The sequence below is a fragment of the Mesorhizobium sp. BR1-1-16 genome, from assembly GCF_020165495.1.
Lineage (GTDB): Bacteria > Pseudomonadota > Alphaproteobacteria > Rhizobiales > Kaistiaceae > Kaistia.
This window is the reverse complement of sequence record NZ_JAIUIE010000009.1, coordinates 110,956-127,753: the sequence shown is the minus strand read 5'-3', so window position 1 is coordinate 127,753 and position 16,798 is coordinate 110,956. Positions and strand designations below refer to the sequence as shown.

General features: G+C 63.6%; 14 protein-coding genes. 8 read left to right on the top strand and 6 right to left on the bottom strand.

The window, feature by feature from the left end; translation table 11 throughout:
- Nucleotides 1-58 precede the first annotated feature (58 nt).
- Nucleotides 59-2,317 carry a DNA topoisomerase IV subunit A gene (gene parC / locus LB518_RS18230; protein WP_224579193.1) on the top strand — a complete coding sequence of 753 codons (2,259 nt, stop codon included), beginning with the start codon at nucleotides 59-61 and terminating at the stop codon, nucleotides 2,315-2,317.
- 26 nt (nucleotides 2,318-2,343) lie between these two features.
- Here parC and LB518_RS18225 read toward each other — a convergent pair whose 3' ends face one another.
- Together LB518_RS18225 and LB518_RS18220 are read right to left on the bottom strand one after the other, a co-directional pair.
- A complete protein-coding gene (locus LB518_RS18225; protein ID WP_224579192.1) occupies nucleotides 2,344-3,096 on the bottom strand; it encodes an arginyltransferase in 753 nt (250 codons plus the stop codon).
- A 79-nt stretch (nucleotides 3,097-3,175) separates the two neighbouring features.
- Nucleotides 3,176-3,676, bottom strand: coding sequence for an RDD family protein (locus tag LB518_RS18220; protein ID WP_224579191.1), 501 nt, complete (start codon nucleotides 3,674-3,676; stop codon nucleotides 3,176-3,178).
- A 191-nt stretch (nucleotides 3,677-3,867) separates the two neighbouring features.
- On the opposite strand from LB518_RS18220, the gene LB518_RS18215 reads away from it, so the two are divergent.
- Both LB518_RS18215 and LB518_RS18210 read left to right on the top strand, forming a co-directional pair.
- Nucleotides 3,868-4,833, top strand: coding sequence for a glycosyltransferase family 2 protein (locus LB518_RS18215; RefSeq protein WP_224579190.1), 966 nt, complete (start codon nucleotides 3,868-3,870; stop codon nucleotides 4,831-4,833).
- Between the two features lie 227 nt (nucleotides 4,834-5,060).
- A complete protein-coding gene (locus tag LB518_RS18210) occupies nucleotides 5,061-6,731 on the top strand; it encodes a hypothetical protein (RefSeq protein WP_224579189.1) in 1,671 nt (556 codons plus the stop codon).
- A 44-nt stretch (nucleotides 6,732-6,775) separates the two neighbouring features.
- Here the strand turns inward: LB518_RS18210 and LB518_RS18205 are convergent, their stop codons facing one another.
- The 4 genes from LB518_RS18205 to LB518_RS18190 are packed head-to-tail and all read right to left on the bottom strand — an operon-like array spanning nucleotide 6,776 to nucleotide 11,802.
- Nucleotides 6,776-8,020 (bottom strand): threonine ammonia-lyase, encoded by a 1,245-nt coding sequence (locus LB518_RS18205; RefSeq protein WP_224579187.1) that lies wholly within the window; start codon nucleotides 8,018-8,020, stop codon nucleotides 6,776-6,778.
- A gap of 15 nt (nucleotides 8,021-8,035) precedes the next feature.
- On the bottom strand, nucleotides 8,036-9,397 hold the full coding sequence (locus LB518_RS18200; RefSeq protein WP_224579186.1) for a branched-chain amino acid ABC transporter permease: 1,362 nt from the start codon (nucleotides 9,395-9,397) through the stop codon (nucleotides 8,036-8,038).
- A 25-nt stretch (nucleotides 9,398-9,422) separates the two neighbouring features.
- Complete coding sequence (hemB, locus tag LB518_RS18195) at nucleotides 9,423-10,445, bottom strand: porphobilinogen synthase (RefSeq protein ID WP_224579184.1); 1,023 nt, start codon at nucleotides 10,443-10,445, stop codon at nucleotides 9,423-9,425.
- 52 nt (nucleotides 10,446-10,497) lie between these two features.
- Nucleotides 10,498-11,802, bottom strand: a complete 1,305-nt coding sequence (locus LB518_RS18190; protein ID WP_224579182.1) for a hemolysin family protein — start codon at nucleotides 11,800-11,802, stop codon at nucleotides 10,498-10,500.
- A gap of 264 nt (nucleotides 11,803-12,066) precedes the next feature.
- Here LB518_RS18190 and LB518_RS18185 point away from each other — a divergent pair, with 264 nt between their 5' ends.
- The 5 genes from LB518_RS18185 to nrdR all read left to right on the top strand — a co-directional run bounded on the left by LB518_RS18185 (nucleotide 12,067) and on the right by nrdR (nucleotide 16,792).
- Nucleotides 12,067-12,489 (top strand): DUF6163 family protein, encoded by a 423-nt coding sequence (locus LB518_RS18185; RefSeq protein ID WP_224579180.1) that lies wholly within the window; start codon nucleotides 12,067-12,069, stop codon nucleotides 12,487-12,489.
- A gap of 182 nt (nucleotides 12,490-12,671) precedes the next feature.
- The gene (gene ldtR / locus LB518_RS18180) at nucleotides 12,672-13,184 is read left to right on the top strand and encodes a transcriptional regulator LdtR (protein ID WP_224579274.1); all 513 of its coding nucleotides are present in this window, start codon (nucleotides 12,672-12,674) and stop codon (nucleotides 13,182-13,184) included.
- Nucleotides 13,185-13,598: 414 nt separating this feature from the next.
- The gene (locus tag LB518_RS18175) at nucleotides 13,599-14,864 is read left to right on the top strand and encodes a L,D-transpeptidase family protein (RefSeq protein WP_224579178.1); all 1,266 of its coding nucleotides are present in this window, start codon (nucleotides 13,599-13,601) and stop codon (nucleotides 14,862-14,864) included.
- Between the two features lie 131 nt (nucleotides 14,865-14,995).
- Nucleotides 14,996-16,303 (top strand): serine hydroxymethyltransferase, encoded by a 1,308-nt coding sequence (gene glyA, locus LB518_RS18170; protein ID WP_224579176.1) that lies wholly within the window; start codon nucleotides 14,996-14,998, stop codon nucleotides 16,301-16,303.
- Nucleotides 16,304-16,315: 12 nt separating this feature from the next.
- Nucleotides 16,316-16,792, top strand: a complete 477-nt coding sequence (nrdR, locus tag LB518_RS18165; protein ID WP_224579174.1) for a transcriptional regulator NrdR — start codon at nucleotides 16,316-16,318, stop codon at nucleotides 16,790-16,792.
- Nucleotides 16,793-16,798 lie beyond the last annotated feature (6 nt).

Here is a 16,798-nt window from a genome sequence, read left to right as displayed (position 1 = left end):
AGGCCGTTTGGCCCGTTTTCCTTGAATCGCGGGCTTTTGGAGGGTACTTCCCTCAGAGATGGGCAAAGCATTGATTCCGCCTGGCGGCGGCGACATCGAAGGCATCAATCTGCGCGAGGCGCTTGAGCAGCGCTATCTCGCTTATGCCCTTTCGACCATCATGCACCGAGCGCTGCCGGACGCCCGCGATGGCCTGAAGCCGGTCCATCGCCGCATCCTCTATGCGATGCGACAGCTTCGCCTCGATCCGGACGCCGGGTTCAAGAAGTCGGCCCGCGTCGTCGGCGATGTCATCGGCAAATATCACCCGCATGGCGACCAGTCCGTCTATGACGCGCTGGTGCGCCTCGCACAGGATTTCGCCGTCCGCTTTCCCCTCGTCGACGGCCAGGGGAATTTCGGCAATGTCGACGGCGATAGCGCCGCGGCCATGCGCTACACCGAGACGCGCATGACCGAGGTCGCGGCCCTCCTTTTGGAGGGTATCGATGAGAATGCCGTCGATTTCCGCGAAACCTATGACGGCGAGGATAGCGAGCCAATCGTCCTGCCGGGCAATTTTCCGAACCTGCTCGCCAACGGCTCTTCCGGCATTGCCGTGGGCATGGCGACGTCGATCCCGCCGCACAATGTCGCCGAGCTCTGCGATGCGGCGATCATGCTCATCAATCAGCCGGACAGCGACGTCGCCGCGCTGATGCAGCATGTGAAAGGCCCCGACTTTCCAACCGGCGGCACCATCATCGATGAGCAGGCCACGATCGCGGAGGCATATCGCACCGGTCGTGGCGGATTTCGTGTCCGCGCGAAATGGCATGTCGAAGACCAGGGGCGCGGCACCTATCTGATCGTCGTCACCGAGATTCCCTATCAGGTGCAGAAGTCGCGCCTGATCGAGAAGCTGGCCGAGCTCGTCCAGACGAAGCGCGTGCCGCTTCTCGTCGACGTGCGCGATGAATCGGCCGAGGACATTCGCGTCGTGCTGGAGCCGCGCGCTCGCACGGTCGATGCGACGCTGTTGATGGAATCGCTGTTCAAGCTCAGTGATCTCGAAAGCCGCATTTCGCTCAATATGAACGTGCTCTCGAAGGGCATCGTGCCCAAGGTCATGAGCCTTGGCGACGTGCTGCGCGAATGGCTCGATCATCGCCGCGAAGTGCTGCTGCGCCGGTCGGCCTTCCGCCAGGAGCAGATCCGCAAGCGCCTCGAGGTGCTCGGCGGCTATATCATCGCCTATCTCAATCTCGACGAGGTGATCCGCATCATCCGCGAGGAGGACGAGCCGAAGGCCGAGCTGATGCGGACTTTCGAGCTCACGGATGTCCAGGCTGAAGCGATCCTCAACATGCGGCTCCGCTCGCTGCGCAAGCTCGAGGAGATGGAGCTGCGCCGCGAGCATGCCAATCTCTCCGAGGAACTCGCGCAGATCGATGCCCTGATGGCCTCCGAAGGTAAGCAGTGGAAGACGATCGCCTGGCAGATCGGCGAGATCCGCAAGACGTTCGGGCCGGAGACGCCGCTCGGCAAGCGCCGCACCGATTTCGCCGATGCGCCGACGCATGATGTCGAAGATCTGCAGCAGGCGATGATCGAGCGCGAGCCGATCACGGTCGTGGTTTCGGAGAAAGGCTGGATCCGCGGGCTGAAGGGCCATATCGGCGATCTCTCGACGCTGACCTTCAAGACCGATGACAGCCTCAAATTCGCGCTGCATGCCGAGACGACGGACAAGATCCTCGTCTTCTCGACCGGCGGGCGTTTTTACACGCTCGGCGCCGACAAGCTGCCGGGTGGGCGTGGCCATGGCGAGCCGATCCGCCTCATGGTCGACATGGACAACGAGCAGGACATCATCTCGGTCTTCGTTCACAAGCCAGGCCGTAAGCTGCTGGTTGCCTCCAGCGAGGGTTACGGCTTCGTCGTGGCCGAGACCGAAATCATCGCCAATACCCGCAAGGGGAAGCAGGTGCTGAACGTCGACGGCACCGCGGAGGCGGCGCTCTGCGTCGATGCCAGCGGCGACATGGTCGCGATCATCGGCAAGAACAGGAAGTTCCTGGCATTCCCGCTCGAGCAGGTGCCGGAGATGTCGCGTGGCAAGGGCGTGCGGTTGCAGCGCTATCGCGATGGCGGGCCGGCTGATATCCGCGTCTTCTCGCGCGACAAGGGGCTGACCTGGCAAGATTCCTCCGGCCGCCTCTATACGCGGTCGATGGACGAATTGAAGGATTTTGTCGCGGATCGCGGCCAGGCTGGACGGTTGCCACCGGATCGCTTCCCGAAGACCAACGCCTTCGGTACGCCCGCCATTCCCTGATCGGTCAATCGCCTGCGGCGCGGCTTTCAGGGCCTGGCTGCCGGTTCCCAGCCCTGCGCGCCGAGATGCTCCTGCGGCTGGAAGCGCGCCTTGTAGGCCATCTTGCGCGAGCCGGCGACCCAATAGCCGAGATAGACATAGGGCAGCCCCATCTTCCGCGCTCGCGCGATATGATCGAGGATCATGAAGGTGCCCAGCGAGCGGTCAATATAATCGGGCTCATAGAACGAATAGACCATCGACAGCCCATCCGAGAGCACATCCGTCAGCGCCGTGCCGATCAGTGGTCCGTCGCCGGCACCGGTGATCGCGCTGTCGGGTCCGCGAAAGCGATATTCGATCAGCATGGTCTCGACATGCGTGTCCTCGACCATCATCGCATAGTCGAGCACCGTCATGTCGGCCATGCCGCCTTCGGAATGGCGCGCATCGAGATAGGCCCGGAACAACGAATACTGGTCCGAGGTTGGGGCCGGATCAACACGCGTGCCGATGACGTCGCGGTTCTTGTCGATGACGCGGCGAAAGCTCTTGCCCGGCCGGAAGCGATCGACCGGAACGCGGACCGAGATGCAGGCCTTGCAGGTTTCGCAGGCCGGCCGATAGGCGATGTTCTGGCTGCGCCGGAAGCCGCCTTGGGTCAGGATCTCATTGAGCGCGGACGCGCGTGCGCCGACGAGATGCGTGAACACCTTCCGCTCCATTTGCCCCGGCAGATAGGGACAGGGCGAAGGCGCGGTCAGGAAGAACTGCGGTGTGTCGGTCTGATGATGCGTCATCGGGCGAAAGACCGTCGCGGCTCGGCTGCACAGGAACGATGATCGGCCGGCGTCTCAGCCCTGACACCCATTGCGCGGTTCACCGACGGCTGCGTTTCAGCGGATCGCGATTCATGATGACTGTAGAGAGCAGCATGTCATGAAGCAGGCGCTTGCGGTTGGAAAAAAGGCCGATCAGCAGGATGAAGGGCGTCAGCAGCGAGATCGATACCCAATAGAGAATGACATGCGCGGCGGCGATGAAGAAGCCGATGCGGCTGCCATCGGTCGCCCTGATTGCGAGACCGGCGAGGCGCATTCCGGGCGTGCCGGCATTCGGGCCGCCCAGGGTCAGCGCGACATAGAGCACGGCGACGATGGCGAAGAAGGGCAGGGCGAACAGAAACCACGCGACGCCGAATGTCAGCAGGCCAAGCGCGAACACGACGAGAACCGCCAGCAACTCGAAAATGCCGAGCAGCAGGACATCGACGATGAAGGCCAGGATCCGCTTGCCGAGGACGCCGGAAAACAGCTCCGGCTCACGCACGGGATCGAACACCTCGCCGATCGCATACATTCCGGTTTCCGAAACGCTCATGGGTCTTCGCTCCGCAGTTCTCGTCTCTTTTCGCCACCTTGCACCGCGCTATCCGCGAATGCTAGATCGCTTCACGGGCGCGTGATTGAGAGAGGCCACGCGTCCGAATTGCTATGTTGTGTGTGGCGTGCGCCGCTGCAAGTTCCGTCATCGGGCTCCTTGCCCACCACAGTCTGTTGGGTGAGATCCAGATGGCATCAGAGCACACGGTCGAAGGCCCCCGCTTTTCGGTGGTGGCGCCGGCCTATAATGAGGAAGCGTGTCTCGAAGCGTTTCACCGCCGGGCCTCTGATGCCGCACGGATTGTCGCCGGCGACGATTACGAGATCATCATCGTCGATGACGGCTCGCGCGATAGCACTTTTGAGATCGCGCGCCGCATCGCGGCCGAGGACCCGCATGTGGTGGCTGTCCGTCTGTCGCGCAATTTCGGCCACCAGCTCGCACTCTGCGCTGGGCTGAAGCTTTGCCGCGGTGCCCATATCCTCATCATCGACGCCGATCTGCAGGATCCACCGGAACTGCTCGCCGCCATGCTCCAGGCCATGGAAGCCGAGAAGGCCGATGTCGTCTATGGCCAACGCCGGACCCGCGCCGGTGAGACCGCGTTCAAGCGCGGTACGGCCAAGGCGTTTTATCGTGGGCTGCGCCGGCTGGCCGATGTCGATATTCCCGCCGATACCGGCGATTTCCGCCTGATAACACGCCGCGTCTGCGACATCCTGAACACCATGCCGGAGCGCTACCGCTTTACGCGCGGCCTCGTCAGCTGGATTGGCTTCCGTCAGATCGCCATTTCTTATGATCGCGAGGCGCGTTTCGCGGGAACGAGCGGCTATCCGGTGAGGAAGATGATCCGCTTCGCCGTGGACGCGATCACCAGCTTCTCGATACTGCCCCTCCGTATCGCAAGTTTCACCGGCCTCGTGGCGTCGATCGTCAGCGGCTTTGCTATCCTGTATACGCTCGTCTCCTGGTTTACAGGGCACACGGTCGCCGGTTGGACCAGTCTGCTGTCGGCGGTCTTCCTGATCGGCGGCATCCAGCTCTTCGTGCTCGGCATCATTGGTGAATATCTCGGACGCCTCTATCTGGAGACGAAACAGCGGCCGCTGTTCATCATCGATGAGGTCTACCGAGCGCATGAGCGGACCTAGTCCTGCGCCGGTCGGGCCCTCCGTGTCGATCTCTGCAACGTCGCGATGCCGGGCAGCCAGGGGTGCTGGAATTCTTATTGAGCACTCCCGCCGGTCTCTGGCGCATCTGACGGACTTCGGCCATAAGCTCGCGATCTGCAGTGCCGCCTCTCTGTGGGGATGAGGCTGGATGTCTTGGAGTTGAGCCGTCCGGGAGATGATCCAGCGCGGTTGATCGGGGACTAAAATTGTCGGAAGCAACCCATCCGCCGGTCCGGCCGCTTCTTTCGGCGGGCTCTGGCGACAAGCAAAAGCCGTGGTTTCTCATCGGCGCTGTCGCCGCGATGTTCGTCTTCACGATGCTGGTCAATCTCTCGCTCAGTCGCCTCTCGGGGCATCTGGCGATGGTTCCGACCTATGACGACGTGAACTATTTCGCGGATGCGCTGGTGCGGCTGCGATTCGCCGACGGCTTCGGTCTCAGATCCGTCATCTGGTCGATTATTTCGGATCCGCCGCACGCGCCGGTGACGACGCTGACGGGCATGCTCGGCTTCTGGCTGTTCGGGCCCGAACCGATCGCGGCCTACATCGCCAATGGCTGGGTGATGCTGCTCTTCCTCGTCTTCATGGCGCGGATGAGCAGGCCGCTGGGCAACGAACCGGATCGGGCGCTGTTCATTGGTGTCTTCCTGTTCGTGACCGCTGTGCAGGCGATGGTCATGGAGTTTCGCCCGGATCTGCCGTCCGGGCTCATGCTCGCCATCGCGGTCCATGTCATCTGCCGCTTCGATTTTCGCACGGCCAGCCTTCGGGACAAGATTGGCTTGGCGGCCATCGCTGTCGCGACGACCATCATCAAGCCGTCAGCCGTCGTCTTGACCATCCCAGTGCTGTCGATCGCGCTCGGTCTCGGCGTGCTGACGCAATGCCTGAACGACAGAAAGAATTACGCGCTCATTCTCAAGGCGGCGCTGCCGGCGATTGTCGCCTATTTCGTGATGATGGTGCCGTTCGCCCTGATCTGGGGACAGCAGACAATCATATATATCATCGGCGTTCTCTTCACCTATGCCGATGTCTGGCGGACGCCGGGCGATGCCGCGTTCCACTGGAATTATCACCTCTTCGGTGTGGGCGGTCAGGCCGCCCTTGGGCATTTTGTCAAATTCGGCATCGCTGTCATTGCCATCGATCTGATGCTGTTCGCTGGCGTGAGGCGGTACAGGCAGCGTGGCGTGATCCAATACTACATCATGCTTGTCATCATCTATTGCGCGATGGCGACATCCGGCGAAAAGACACCTTATCAGGGTAGCCTCATCTATCTCCCCATCGTCATCGGTGTTGGCACGGCGCTGGTGCGTGTTCTTGCTTTTGCCAAGGACATATCGGGCGTGAACTGGCTGCCGCGCGCCGCATTGATCATGATGATCGTCGTCGCCGCCTATCGTGCGCCGCTTGCCTTCTACTACTACGGCGCCGCGCCCAATTCTCCCCAACTGCCGCCTATCGTCGAGCGGATCGTGCAGCGACTGGTCGAGGTCAAACTCGCCAATGTCGAGAACCCGCAATGCACGGACCGTCCGCTGGAGGTAGTCTCGGCCGATGCGGAGCCGATCCCGGTCCCTCTCATCCAGTACGAGGCCGCAAAGGCCGGGGTTCACGTCGTTACGCCGGTTACCTTCATGATGCGCGACCTGCCCGATATGGAGACGATCGCCGATCATGGGGACATCGTGCTGATCGCCGATCCGTCGCATCATTCGACAAGTCGATGGCTTCCGGGCGTCGTCAACAATACCGCCCTGTTCGACCATCTGACCGCACAGCAGGGCGGAGCGCGCTTTGATGTCGGAAGCCCGGACGGGACGCCACAATGGCTCATAGTGGCGCCGCGCTGCGTCGTTCCGAAGTGACTATCGACATTGGCGCCTGACGGGTCAGCGACGCCCTGCGCTTGTCAGGGCGCCGCGAGACGCTCGACCTTGTAGTGCCGTGCTTCGAGGGCTGCCTCGATTTCGCGGGCATGATGGGGGCCGTGGGTTTCGATCGTGACGTCGACGCTGGCGCCCTTGGCCGGGACGCTGAGAAGCGTCCGGTGGTGCAGGACCTCGAGGATATTGCCGCCGCAGCCGCCGATCGTCGCCGCGATATCGCCGAGGACACCCGGCCGGTCGGGAATGATGAGCCGGACGGCGACGATCTTTTCGGCCCGTGCGAGCTCGCGCACCATGATCGAGGCGGCGAGCCGCGGGTCGATATTGCCGCCGCAGAGAACGAGACCCACCCGCTGGCCGGCGAAGCGCTTCGGGTAGGCGAGGAGGGCTGCTAGTCCCGCCGCGCCCGCGCCTTCCGCCATGGTCTTCTGCAGCGTCAAATAGGCGTTGACCGCCCGCTCGATGGCGCTTTCCGGCACCAGCAGGACATCGTCGACGAAGCGGCGGGCGATCGCGAGCGTCAGGCGCCCGACATTCTTGACCGCGATGCCCTCGGCCAGCGTGTTGCCGCCGCACTCCGGCGGTCGGCCGTCGAGCGCGGCCCGCATCGAAGGATAAAGCTCGGTTTCGACGCCGATGATCGCGGTGCGCGGCGACAGTGCCTTGGTGGCGATCGCCATGCCCCCGATGAGACCGCCGCCGCCGACCGGCACGACGAGCGCGTCGAGCGGGATGCCGCTCTCGATCATTTCGAGGGCGATCGTCCCCTGGCCTGCAATAACCTGCGCATCGTCATAGGGGTGGACCCAGACGGCGCCGGTCGTCTCGGCAATGGTTGTCGCCCGGGCCTGCGCCTCGACCAGCGTCTCGCCCTCGACGACGACCGTCGCCCCGAACGATCGTGTCGCCTCGACCTTCACGAAGGGCGTCGTGGCCGGCATGACGATGGTCGCGGGAATGCCGAGGCGCGAGGCGTGATAGGCCACCGCCTGCGCATGGTTGCCGGCCGACATCGCCACGACGCCGGCGGCGCGCTCGGCGGGCGTCAGCGAGAGCAGCTTCACGAGAGCGCCGCGTTCCTTGAAGGCAGAGGTGACCTGCAGGTTCTCGTATTTCACGAAAACCTCGGCGCCGGTCAGCTGCGAGAGGCGTGGCGCGGGAAGGAAGGGCGTCTTGAGGACACTGCCCTCGATGACGCGCGCGGCGTCGCGGATGTCGTCTATCGATGGCAGCGCGATTGGGTCGAGAGCGGGATCGAGCACGGTCATGGCGCGCCTCCAAAATCACGATAGCCGGATCAGCCGGCCTTCCTCAAGCGCGGCCCTGCGGCCGATCAGGCCGTCCGGTCGCAGCAGGAACAGGATCGTCATCACGATGAGCACGAAGATGTCGCGCTCGCCGGAGCCGAAATAGGCCGACCAGCCGGTTTCGAGCGCTGCCAGCAGCAATCCGCCGATGACGGCGCCGCCAAGCGTCCCGCCGCCGATCAGGCAGGCGATGAGCGCCTTGAGCCCCAGCAGGAAGCCGCCCGAATAGGATGTCCCGCCATAGCTCAGCGCGACGATGGTCCCTGCGAGCGCGGCGATGCTCGCGGCAAGGATGAAGGTGAGTGCCGTCACGGCGCCGGGGTCGATGCCGCAGAGACGCGCCATCATCCGGTCATCGGCGACCGCCCGCCAGGCGCGGCCGAAGGACGAGCGGCGGATGCAGAGCATGAGACCGAGCACGGCAAGGGCCGAGGTAACGACGACGAGCGTGCGCATGGCCGTGATGACGACGGGAAACGGGCCGCCGGTCAGCACGATCTGGCTCTCCAGCATCGGTTGCAGCCAGATTTCGCGCGAACCCTGCGCGATGCGCAGTCCTTCGGAGATCACGAGACCGAGACCGACGGTCGCAACGATGAAGCTGCGCGGCGGTCGCTCGATCAGCGGCAGAACGATCGTGCGTGTCGCCAGCCAGCCTGCAAGGGCCGTCAATGATACGGCCACCGCAAGCGCCATCGCCAGAATGCCGGCGAGCGAAGGCACATGCGATCCAATGGCCGTGACGAGACCGAACACGGCCCCGAAGGAGCCGATCATCGCCATTTCGCCGAAGGCCATGTTGATGCGGCCGATCAGGCCGTAGATGAGCGCATAGGCGAGTGCCAGCGGCACATAGAAAGCGGCGAGGTTGAGCGCGTTCACCGTTTGCTGCAGCGCGTAGCCGACCGCTGCCGGTAGCGCGACCGGCAAAAGGGCGAAGCTCGGGGGTTGCCATCCCGTCTCGCCGACGGCGGTCATGACGGCGCCGGGCTGATCGAGGAACCAGCGATCGAGCAGGGCCAGCCGCCATCCTGGCATGGGCCCCTCATAGCCACGGACGGCGAGGATCTCGGTTCGGCCGACCGAAAGGGCGCCGCCGGCAAAGGCGCAGTCCGCGAACAATGTGCGCGGATCGCCGGCCGCGGTGAAGATCACGCGCACGGCGTTTTCGATGCCGCCAAGCGGCTCGACGGAGCGGATCGTCACCGGCCGGTTGTCGGGGCCGATCGCCGTCGCGATGGCGACGCAGACCAGCGACTGCTGGCGGTCAGCTTGGCTGCAGCCGGAAAGGAGCAGGGCGAGGAGGGCTGCGAGCGTGGCCAGGACGATCGGGCGCAAGGTCCGGCTCATCCGCGGCCTGTGCTCAGCGCTTCAGCAGCGGGGCGACGAACGGGGCGAAATAGGTCAGGATTCCATCGGCGCCGGCGCGCTTGAAGGCCCAGAGGCTCTCGATCATGGCGCGCTCGCCGTCGATCCAGCCATTGCGCTCCGCCGCGCGGATCATCGCGTATTCGCCGGACACCTGATAAGCGAAGGTCGGCATGGCGAAGGCGTCCTTCGCCCGCCTGATGATGTCGAGATAGGGCAGGCCGGGCTTGACCATGATCATGTCGGCGCCTTCGGCAATGTCGAGCTCGATCTCGCGCAGCGCCTCGTCGCTGTTGCCGAAATCCATCTGATAGGTGCGCTTGTCGCCGGTGAGCGTTTTCGAGGTGCCGATCGCGTCGCGGAACGGGCCGTAGAACGCCGAGGCATATTTGGCGGCATAGGCCATGATCTGCACGTCGGGCAGGCCCGAGATGTCCAGTGTCTCGCGAATGGCGGCGACGCGTCCGTCCATCATGTCGGACGGCGCAATGATGTCCGCGCCGGCCTCTGCCTGGTTGAGAGCCTGCTGGGCAAGAAGCGCCACGCTTTCGTCGTTAAGGATCGTCGATCCCTCCATGACGCCGTCATGGCCATGGCTGGTATAGGGGTCGAGCGCGACATCGCAAATGATGCCGATCTCGGGCACGGCGGCCTTGATCGCCCGGCTGGCGCGGCAGACGAGATTGTCGGGGTTGAGCGATTCCGAGCCGGTCGGATCGCGCAGCGACGGCTCGGTGAACGGGAACAGCGCGATGGCGGGAATGCCCAGCGCCGCCGCCTTTTCCGCCTCGATGACGGCCTGGTCGACCGAAAGCCGCTCGACGCCGGGCATCGAGGGCACGGCCTGGCGGACATGGTCGCCGTCGACGAGGAAGATTGGCCAGATCAGGTCGTCGACCGTCAGGACGGTCTCGCGGACGAGGCGGCGCGACCAGTCCGCGCGGCGATTGCGGCGCATGCGCCGGCCGCCGAGGATGGCGTCCATGTCGTATTTCGGGAAGCGCGGTTCTGCTGTCATCGCAATTTCCTCTCGGGCGATCATCGATGAGGCCCGTGGGCAAGCCGGGGCGTCAGGACGCCGGTTTCGCCTCGATCCTGTAGACAAGCACCTTGTCGATGCGGCGTCCGTCGAGATCGACCACCTCGAAGCACCAGCCCTCATAAGCGAAATGCTCACCCGGCACGGGGATATGGCCGAGATGATGGAGCATGAAGCCGGCGATCGTCGCGTAGTCCTCGTCATTGGCGAGCGATTTCAGGCCAAGCACCCGCTCGACGGCGTCAATCGTCGCGCTGCCGTCGATCAGCCAGGAGCCATCCTCGCGCTGGACCGCGTCGGGCTCCTCATCGCCGGCCCGCTCCGGCAGATCGCCGGCGATGGCCGTCAGGATGTCCATCGGCGTCACGACGCCCTGGAAACTGCCATACTCGTCGAGGACGATCGCCATATGGACATTCGAGGTCTTGAAGCGATCGAGCATGTTGAGGATCGGCATGCGCTCATCGACATAGAGCGGCTCGCGGATCACCGACTGGAGGTCGATCGGGGCGCCGTGGCGCATCTGGTTTAGCAGGTCCTTGGCGTGGACGATGCCGAGCACGCCGTCGATCGCGCCGCGCGACACCGGGAAGCGCGAATGGCCGCCATCGAGGATCTCGGTTGCGATCATGTCCGGCGGATCATCCGCATCGAGCCAGACGACATCGGGTCGCGGCACCATGATCGAGCGCACGGAACGGTCGGCGACGCGGATCACGCCCTCGATCATCTCGCGCTCTGCCTGGTGGAACACGCCGGACTCGGTGCCTTCTGCGATGAGCGTCTTCACCTCTTCCTCGGTGACACCGCGCTCGTCGTTCACGTCCTTGCCGAGCAGGCGCAGGATGAAATTGGTCGAAAGCCGCAGGAACCAGACGATCGGATGCGCAACACGGGCGAGCGCCGTCACTGGCCGCGCCACGAGACAGGCGATCCGCTCGGGATTGGTGAGGCTGAGCCGCTTCGGAACCAGCTCGCCGCAGATCAGCGAGAAATAGGCAAGACCGACGACAACCGTCACCGTGGCGATCGTATCGGCGCGCGCGCCGAGTTCGGGGAAGGTGTCGACGAGGAATACGCGCAGTGGCGCCGCCAGCTCGGCCTCGCCGAAGGCACCGGAAAGGATCGCCACCAGCGTGATGCCGATCTGCACGGCAGACAGGAAGCCGGTCGGATCTTCGGAGAGCTTGAGCGCGGCGGCGGCGCCGGGAATGCCGTCAGCAGCCATTCCTTGCAGCCGGGCCGGGCGGGATGAAACGACGGCGATCTCCGACATGGCGAAGAAGGCGTTGAACGCGATCAGGACCGCGATGATGGCAATGTCGCCCCAGGGCATGTTGGATCCCGGGACTCAGCGGCCGCTTGCGGTTGGAAGGCGGAGAACCGCCAGCCGGCTTGCCGCGTGAAAGGGGTCGGACCATGCTTGGTCCGGGCGGAGAATCGTCATTGCCGGGGTGGTCGACATGGGCGCGATGATAGCCAAGCGCGCTGTCACCCGCCAGAGCCCTCTGCGGCACCGCAGCAGAAAGCCCTGCTTTGACGTCTGCCCCGCGCCCGGCTATCGCAGGGCGCTGCGCATGACAATGAGGATGGCAGGCTGATGATCGACCACGAGGTGACGCAGCTTCCGAGCGAACCGGACAATCCGTGGTCGCTGGCGCTCACGATCTATCTCCGCGGCATCGCGGCGCTGCTGATGCTGCTTGGCCTGCGCCAATGGCTCTATATCGCCGGCATCTTCAACGAGCCCGGCTGGACCTTCGAGTCCATGACGACCGAATGGCAGTTCGTCACGATCCATCTCGCGGTGGTCGATCTCGTCGCGGCTGTCGGCCTTTGGATGCGCGTTTCCTGGGGCAATGTGCTTTGGGTCTATGCGGCCGTTTTCGAGATTGCGATCCACACCGTTTTTGCCGAGACGTTCGGGCTCGATCCGATCATCGTCGGCTTCCATGCCGTTTCGCTCGCCGTCTTCGCCGCGCTGGTGTTCATGGAGCGGCGGCGCGAGGCGCAGCTTGCCTAGGGTTTGACGCGAGGACGGGCCGGTCGATAGTAGGTCTTTAACGATAAAACTCGCTTCGAATGCCAATTCGCGAGGTAAGCCGTCGTTAAGCGTGATGTTTAAGGTGATTTTCAAATCGCGCGTTTAATGTTGCTTCTCATGAGGCGGGAAGAATACCTGCTATGAAACAGAGAGGCACCGAGATGATCAATGCGAAGCGGGCAGTGGAGTCGCACAATCAGCCGCAGACTACGCCAGAACTAAAGCCGCTTTACATGGAAGCTCTCACGCTGGTCGAGCGGCTTCATCGCCGGCTCCTGGACGTGATCAAGGACGAGTTCGACCGTTCGGGCCGTTCCGACGTGAACAGCGTGCAGGCGCTGCTGCTGTTCAACATCGGCGACGCCGAACTGACGGCCGGAGAACTTCGCTCGCGCGGCTATTATCTCGGCTCGAACGTCTCCTATAACCTCAAGAAACTGGTTGAGATGGGCTATATCCATCACCAGCGCTCGCGGATGGATCGCCGCTCGGTTCGCGTCAGCCTGACGCCGATGGGCCAGGAGGTCGCCAACATCGTCAGCGCGCTGTACGAGCGCCACATCCGTTCGATCCAGCAGGTCGGCGGCATCGCGATCGACGATTTCCAGCTCCTCAACAAGTCGCTGCATCGCCTGGAGCGCTTCTGGACCGACCAGATCCTCTATCGGCTCTGAGCCGCGACGCCTCCAAAAGCCGCTTTCGACCGTTCGTCCCCCACCCCGGGACCGTTGAGGAAAGACCCCGCCGCGCGATCGGCGGGGTCTTTTTCTATTCATGAACGTCTCGGTAACCCTCTGCGCCGATCATGGTTTCGTGAGGCGGATCCGCCGGGCGGACCGTGACATGAAAGCGCCATACTGGCGTGAAAACCAAACATCGACATCGTTATGCGCGCGTGGGGCGCCCATTCCGGTTAGCATGTGCAGCAAAGCGGGCTCAGGCCCGGGTATCAGGCGGTCGCGGCGGCAGACGAGGGCTTATGCCTCGAAACGCTATGCGACGGGCCGGTTTCAGCGATCGAGAACAAACATATGAGCGGATCTGGCAAGGCACTCACTCTTCATGGTTCGTCGGTTGCGAGCCGGATGATGTCGCGTCGCAGCATGTTGCGGGCGCTGGCAGGGGGCGTCGCCGCCTCGGCCTTCGGCTCGTTGGCGCTGCCGGGCTTTGCGTTTGCCGCCAACTCCGATGATCCGGTGCAGCAGATGCTGCAGAGCAGTTTCGGCGAGGCATCGGACGGTTTCGACGCCGGCCCGACGAGCGCGGCTTCCGTGCGGACCACCGAGCCGATACTGTCGCCCTCGACCGCGATGGCGGTCGAGCAGGCCATTGCCCAGTATAGCGATATCGTGGCGCGTGGCGGCTGGCCGGAAGTTCCGGCCGGGCAGAAGCTCAGCCTCGGCATGCAGGACCCGACGGTCGTGATCCTGCGCCAGCGGCTTCAGGTGACCGGCGATCTCGCCCCAAGCATTCCGAGTTCCTCGACCTTTGATTCCTATGTCGACGCCGCCGTGCGCCGTTTCCAGGCGCGGCATGGCCTGCCGGCCGACGGCATTCTCGGCGACACGACCGTCGCGATGATGAACATCCCGGCCAATATCCGTCTCGGGCAGTTGCAGACCAATCTCGTCCGGCTCAAGGCGATGTCGGGTTCGCTCGGCGATCGCTATGTGATGGTCAATGTGCCCGCGGCGGCGATCGAGGTCGTCGATGGCGGCCGGGTCGTCTCGCGCCACACGGCGGTGGTCGGCAAGATCGATCGCGAGACGCCGATCCTGAATTCCAAGATCTATCGCATCAGCTTCAATCCGAACTGGACCGTGCCGGCTTCGATCATCCGCAAGGATCTGATCCCGCTGATGCAGAAGCAGCCGGATTATCTGACCAAGAAGCACATCCGCATCTACGATCCCGCGGGGACCGAGGTTCCGCCGACATCGATCGACTGGACGACCGATCAGGCCACGAAAGGCTACATGTTCCGTCAGGATCCGGGCGATTTCAATTCACTCGGCACGGTGCGCATCTCGTTCCACAATGACGAGGACGTGTACATGCACGACACGCCGCTGAAGGACATCTTCGGCAATGTCGAGCGTTTCGATTCCTCGGGCTGCATACGCGTCCAGAACGTCCGGCAGGTCATCGCGTGGCTGCTGCGCGACAACCCCGATTTCCCGCGTTCGCGCATCGACGAGATCTTCAAGTCGGGCGAACAGGTGAATGTAAACCTGAAGCCGGAAATCCCGGTATTCCTCGAATACATCACCGCCTGGTCAACGCCGGACGGCGCGGTCTATTTCCGCAACGATATCTACAATCGCGACGGCGTCGGCCAGATCGCGCTTCAGTAGCGCTGACGGCACACAGCCGATTTCACTATCGATAGGTCTCCGCCTTGGCGGAGACCGCATGATATGGTACGCCGCCCGCGTTGCTGAGCGGCGCCGTGCGGCGGCCTGCTCGACCAGAAGGATCACCGGCCATGTCGCTCACCGATCAAGCGCTTTCCGCCAGCCCGACGGCGGATTTCTTCAACCGCAGCCTTGCGGAATCCGATCCCGAGATTGCGGATGCCATCGCCAGGGAGCTCGGTCGGCAGCAGCATGAAATCGAGCTGATCGCCTCGGAAAACATCGTCTCGCGCGCCGTGCTTGAAGCGCAGGGCTCGGTGATGACCAACAAATATGCCGAGGGCTATCCGGGTAAGCGCTATTATGGCGGATGCGAGTTCGTCGATATCGCCGAAACGCTGGCGATCGAGCGGGCCAAGAAGCTGTTCGGCGCCGGGTTCGCCAATGTGCAGCCGAATTCCGGCAGCCAGATGAACCAAGCGGTGTTCCTGGCGCTGCTCCAGCCCGGCGACACCTTCATGGGCCTCGACCTTTCGGCTGGCGGCCACCTGACTCACGGCTCCTCGGTCAATATGTCGGGCAAATGGTTCAAAGTGGCGCCGTATGGTGTGCGCCGCGAGGACCAACTCCTGGACTACGAAGAGATTGCCCGCATCGCCGAAGAGACGAAGCCGAAGCTGATCATTGCCGGCGGCACGGCTTATTCGCGTTTCTGGGATTTCAAGCGCTTCCGCGAGATCGCCGATTCGGTCGGCGCCTATCTCATGGTCGACATGGCGCATTTTGCCGGTCTGGTCGCTGGTGGCGTGCATCCTTCGCCAATCCCGCATGCCCATGTCGTGACGTCGACGACGCACAAGTCGCTGCGCGGCCCGCGCGGTGGCCTGATCCTCACCAATGACGAGGCGATGGCCAAGAAGATCAATTCGGCCGTGTTCCCCGGGCTGCAGGGTGGACCGCTGATGCATGTCATCGCCGCGAAGGCGGTCGCCTTTGGCGAAGCGCTGCGTCCGGACTTCAAGGTCTACGCGAAGAACGTCGCCGAAAATGCTCGTGCGCTTGCGGAAACGCTGAAGGGGACCGGGTTCGATATCGTCTCCGGCGGCACTGACAATCACCTGATGCTGGTCGATCTGCGGCCGAAGCGCGTCCGCGGCAATGTCTCAGAAAAGGCGCTCGTCCGCGCGGGTCTGACCTGCAACAAGAACGGCATTCCCTATGATCCGGAGAAACCGTTCGTGACCTCCGGCATCCGCCTCGGCACGCCGGCCGCCACGACGCGCGGCTTCGGCGTTGCCGAATTCCAGGAAGTCGGCCGGATGATCGCCGAAGTGCTCGACGCCGTCTCGCAGTCGGAAGATGGCAGCGCGCCGCTCGTCGAAGCCTCCGTCAAGGAGCGCGTCCACGCCCTGACGGCTCGCTTCCCGATATACTCCTGATCGGGGGCGGGCATGCGCTGTCCCTATTGCGGAAGCGACGACACTCAGGTCAAGGATTCGCGGCCGTCTGAGGACAGCAACTCGATCCGCCGCCGCCGTGTCTGCACGGTCTGCGGCGGTCGCTTCACGACGTTTGAGCGCATCCAGCTTCGCGAGCTCGTGGTGCTGAAGAAGAGCGGCCGCCGGGTTCCCTTCGACCGTGACAAGCTGATGCGATCGGTCGAGATCGCGTTGCGCAAACGTCCGGTCGATCCAGACCGCATCGAGCGGATGGTCAATGGCGTCGTGCGCCAGCTCGAATCGAGCGGCGAGAACGAGGTTCAGTCCGACCAGATCGGCGTTCTCGTGATGGAGGGCCTCAAAACCCTCGATGACGTCGCCTATGTGCGCTTCGCCTCGGTCTATCGCAATTTCCGCGAGGCCAAGGACTTCTCGGCCGTGCTCAGCGAACTCTCTTCGCTTGAGGCGATCGAGGATCAACCCAAATAGCGGCAG

Bases quoted from the DNA above. Each gene is read 5' to 3' on its own strand.
- glyA (WP_224579176.1), top strand. From the start codon at position 14,996: ATGTCGCTCACCGATCAAGCGCTTTCCGCCAGCCCGACGGCGGATTTC.
- LB518_RS18225 (WP_224579192.1), bottom strand. From the start codon at position 3,096: ATGACGCATCATCAGACCGACACACCGCAGTTCTTCCTGACCGCGCCT.
- hemB (WP_224579184.1), bottom strand. From the start codon at position 10,445: ATGACAGCAGAACCGCGCTTCCCGAAATACGACATGGACGCCATCCTC.
- ldtR (WP_224579274.1), top strand. From the start codon at position 12,672: ATGATCAATGCGAAGCGGGCAGTGGAGTCGCACAATCAGCCGCAGACT.
- LB518_RS18190 (WP_224579182.1), bottom strand. From the start codon at position 11,802: ATGCCCTGGGGCGACATTGCCATCATCGCGGTCCTGATCGCGTTCAAC.
- parC (WP_224579193.1), top strand. From the start codon at position 59: ATGGGCAAAGCATTGATTCCGCCTGGCGGCGGCGACATCGAAGGCATC.
- LB518_RS18220 (WP_224579191.1), bottom strand. From the start codon at position 3,676: ATGAGCGTTTCGGAAACCGGAATGTATGCGATCGGCGAGGTGTTCGAT.
- LB518_RS18175 (WP_224579178.1), top strand. From the start codon at position 13,599: ATGTCGCGTCGCAGCATGTTGCGGGCGCTGGCAGGGGGCGTCGCCGCC.
- LB518_RS18215 (WP_224579190.1), top strand. From the start codon at position 3,868: ATGGCATCAGAGCACACGGTCGAAGGCCCCCGCTTTTCGGTGGTGGCG.
- nrdR (WP_224579174.1), top strand. From the start codon at position 16,316: ATGCGCTGTCCCTATTGCGGAAGCGACGACACTCAGGTCAAGGATTCG.
- LB518_RS18205 (WP_224579187.1), bottom strand. From the start codon at position 8,020: ATGACCGTGCTCGATCCCGCTCTCGACCCAATCGCGCTGCCATCGATA.
- LB518_RS18185 (WP_224579180.1), top strand. From the start codon at position 12,067: ATGATCGACCACGAGGTGACGCAGCTTCCGAGCGAACCGGACAATCCG.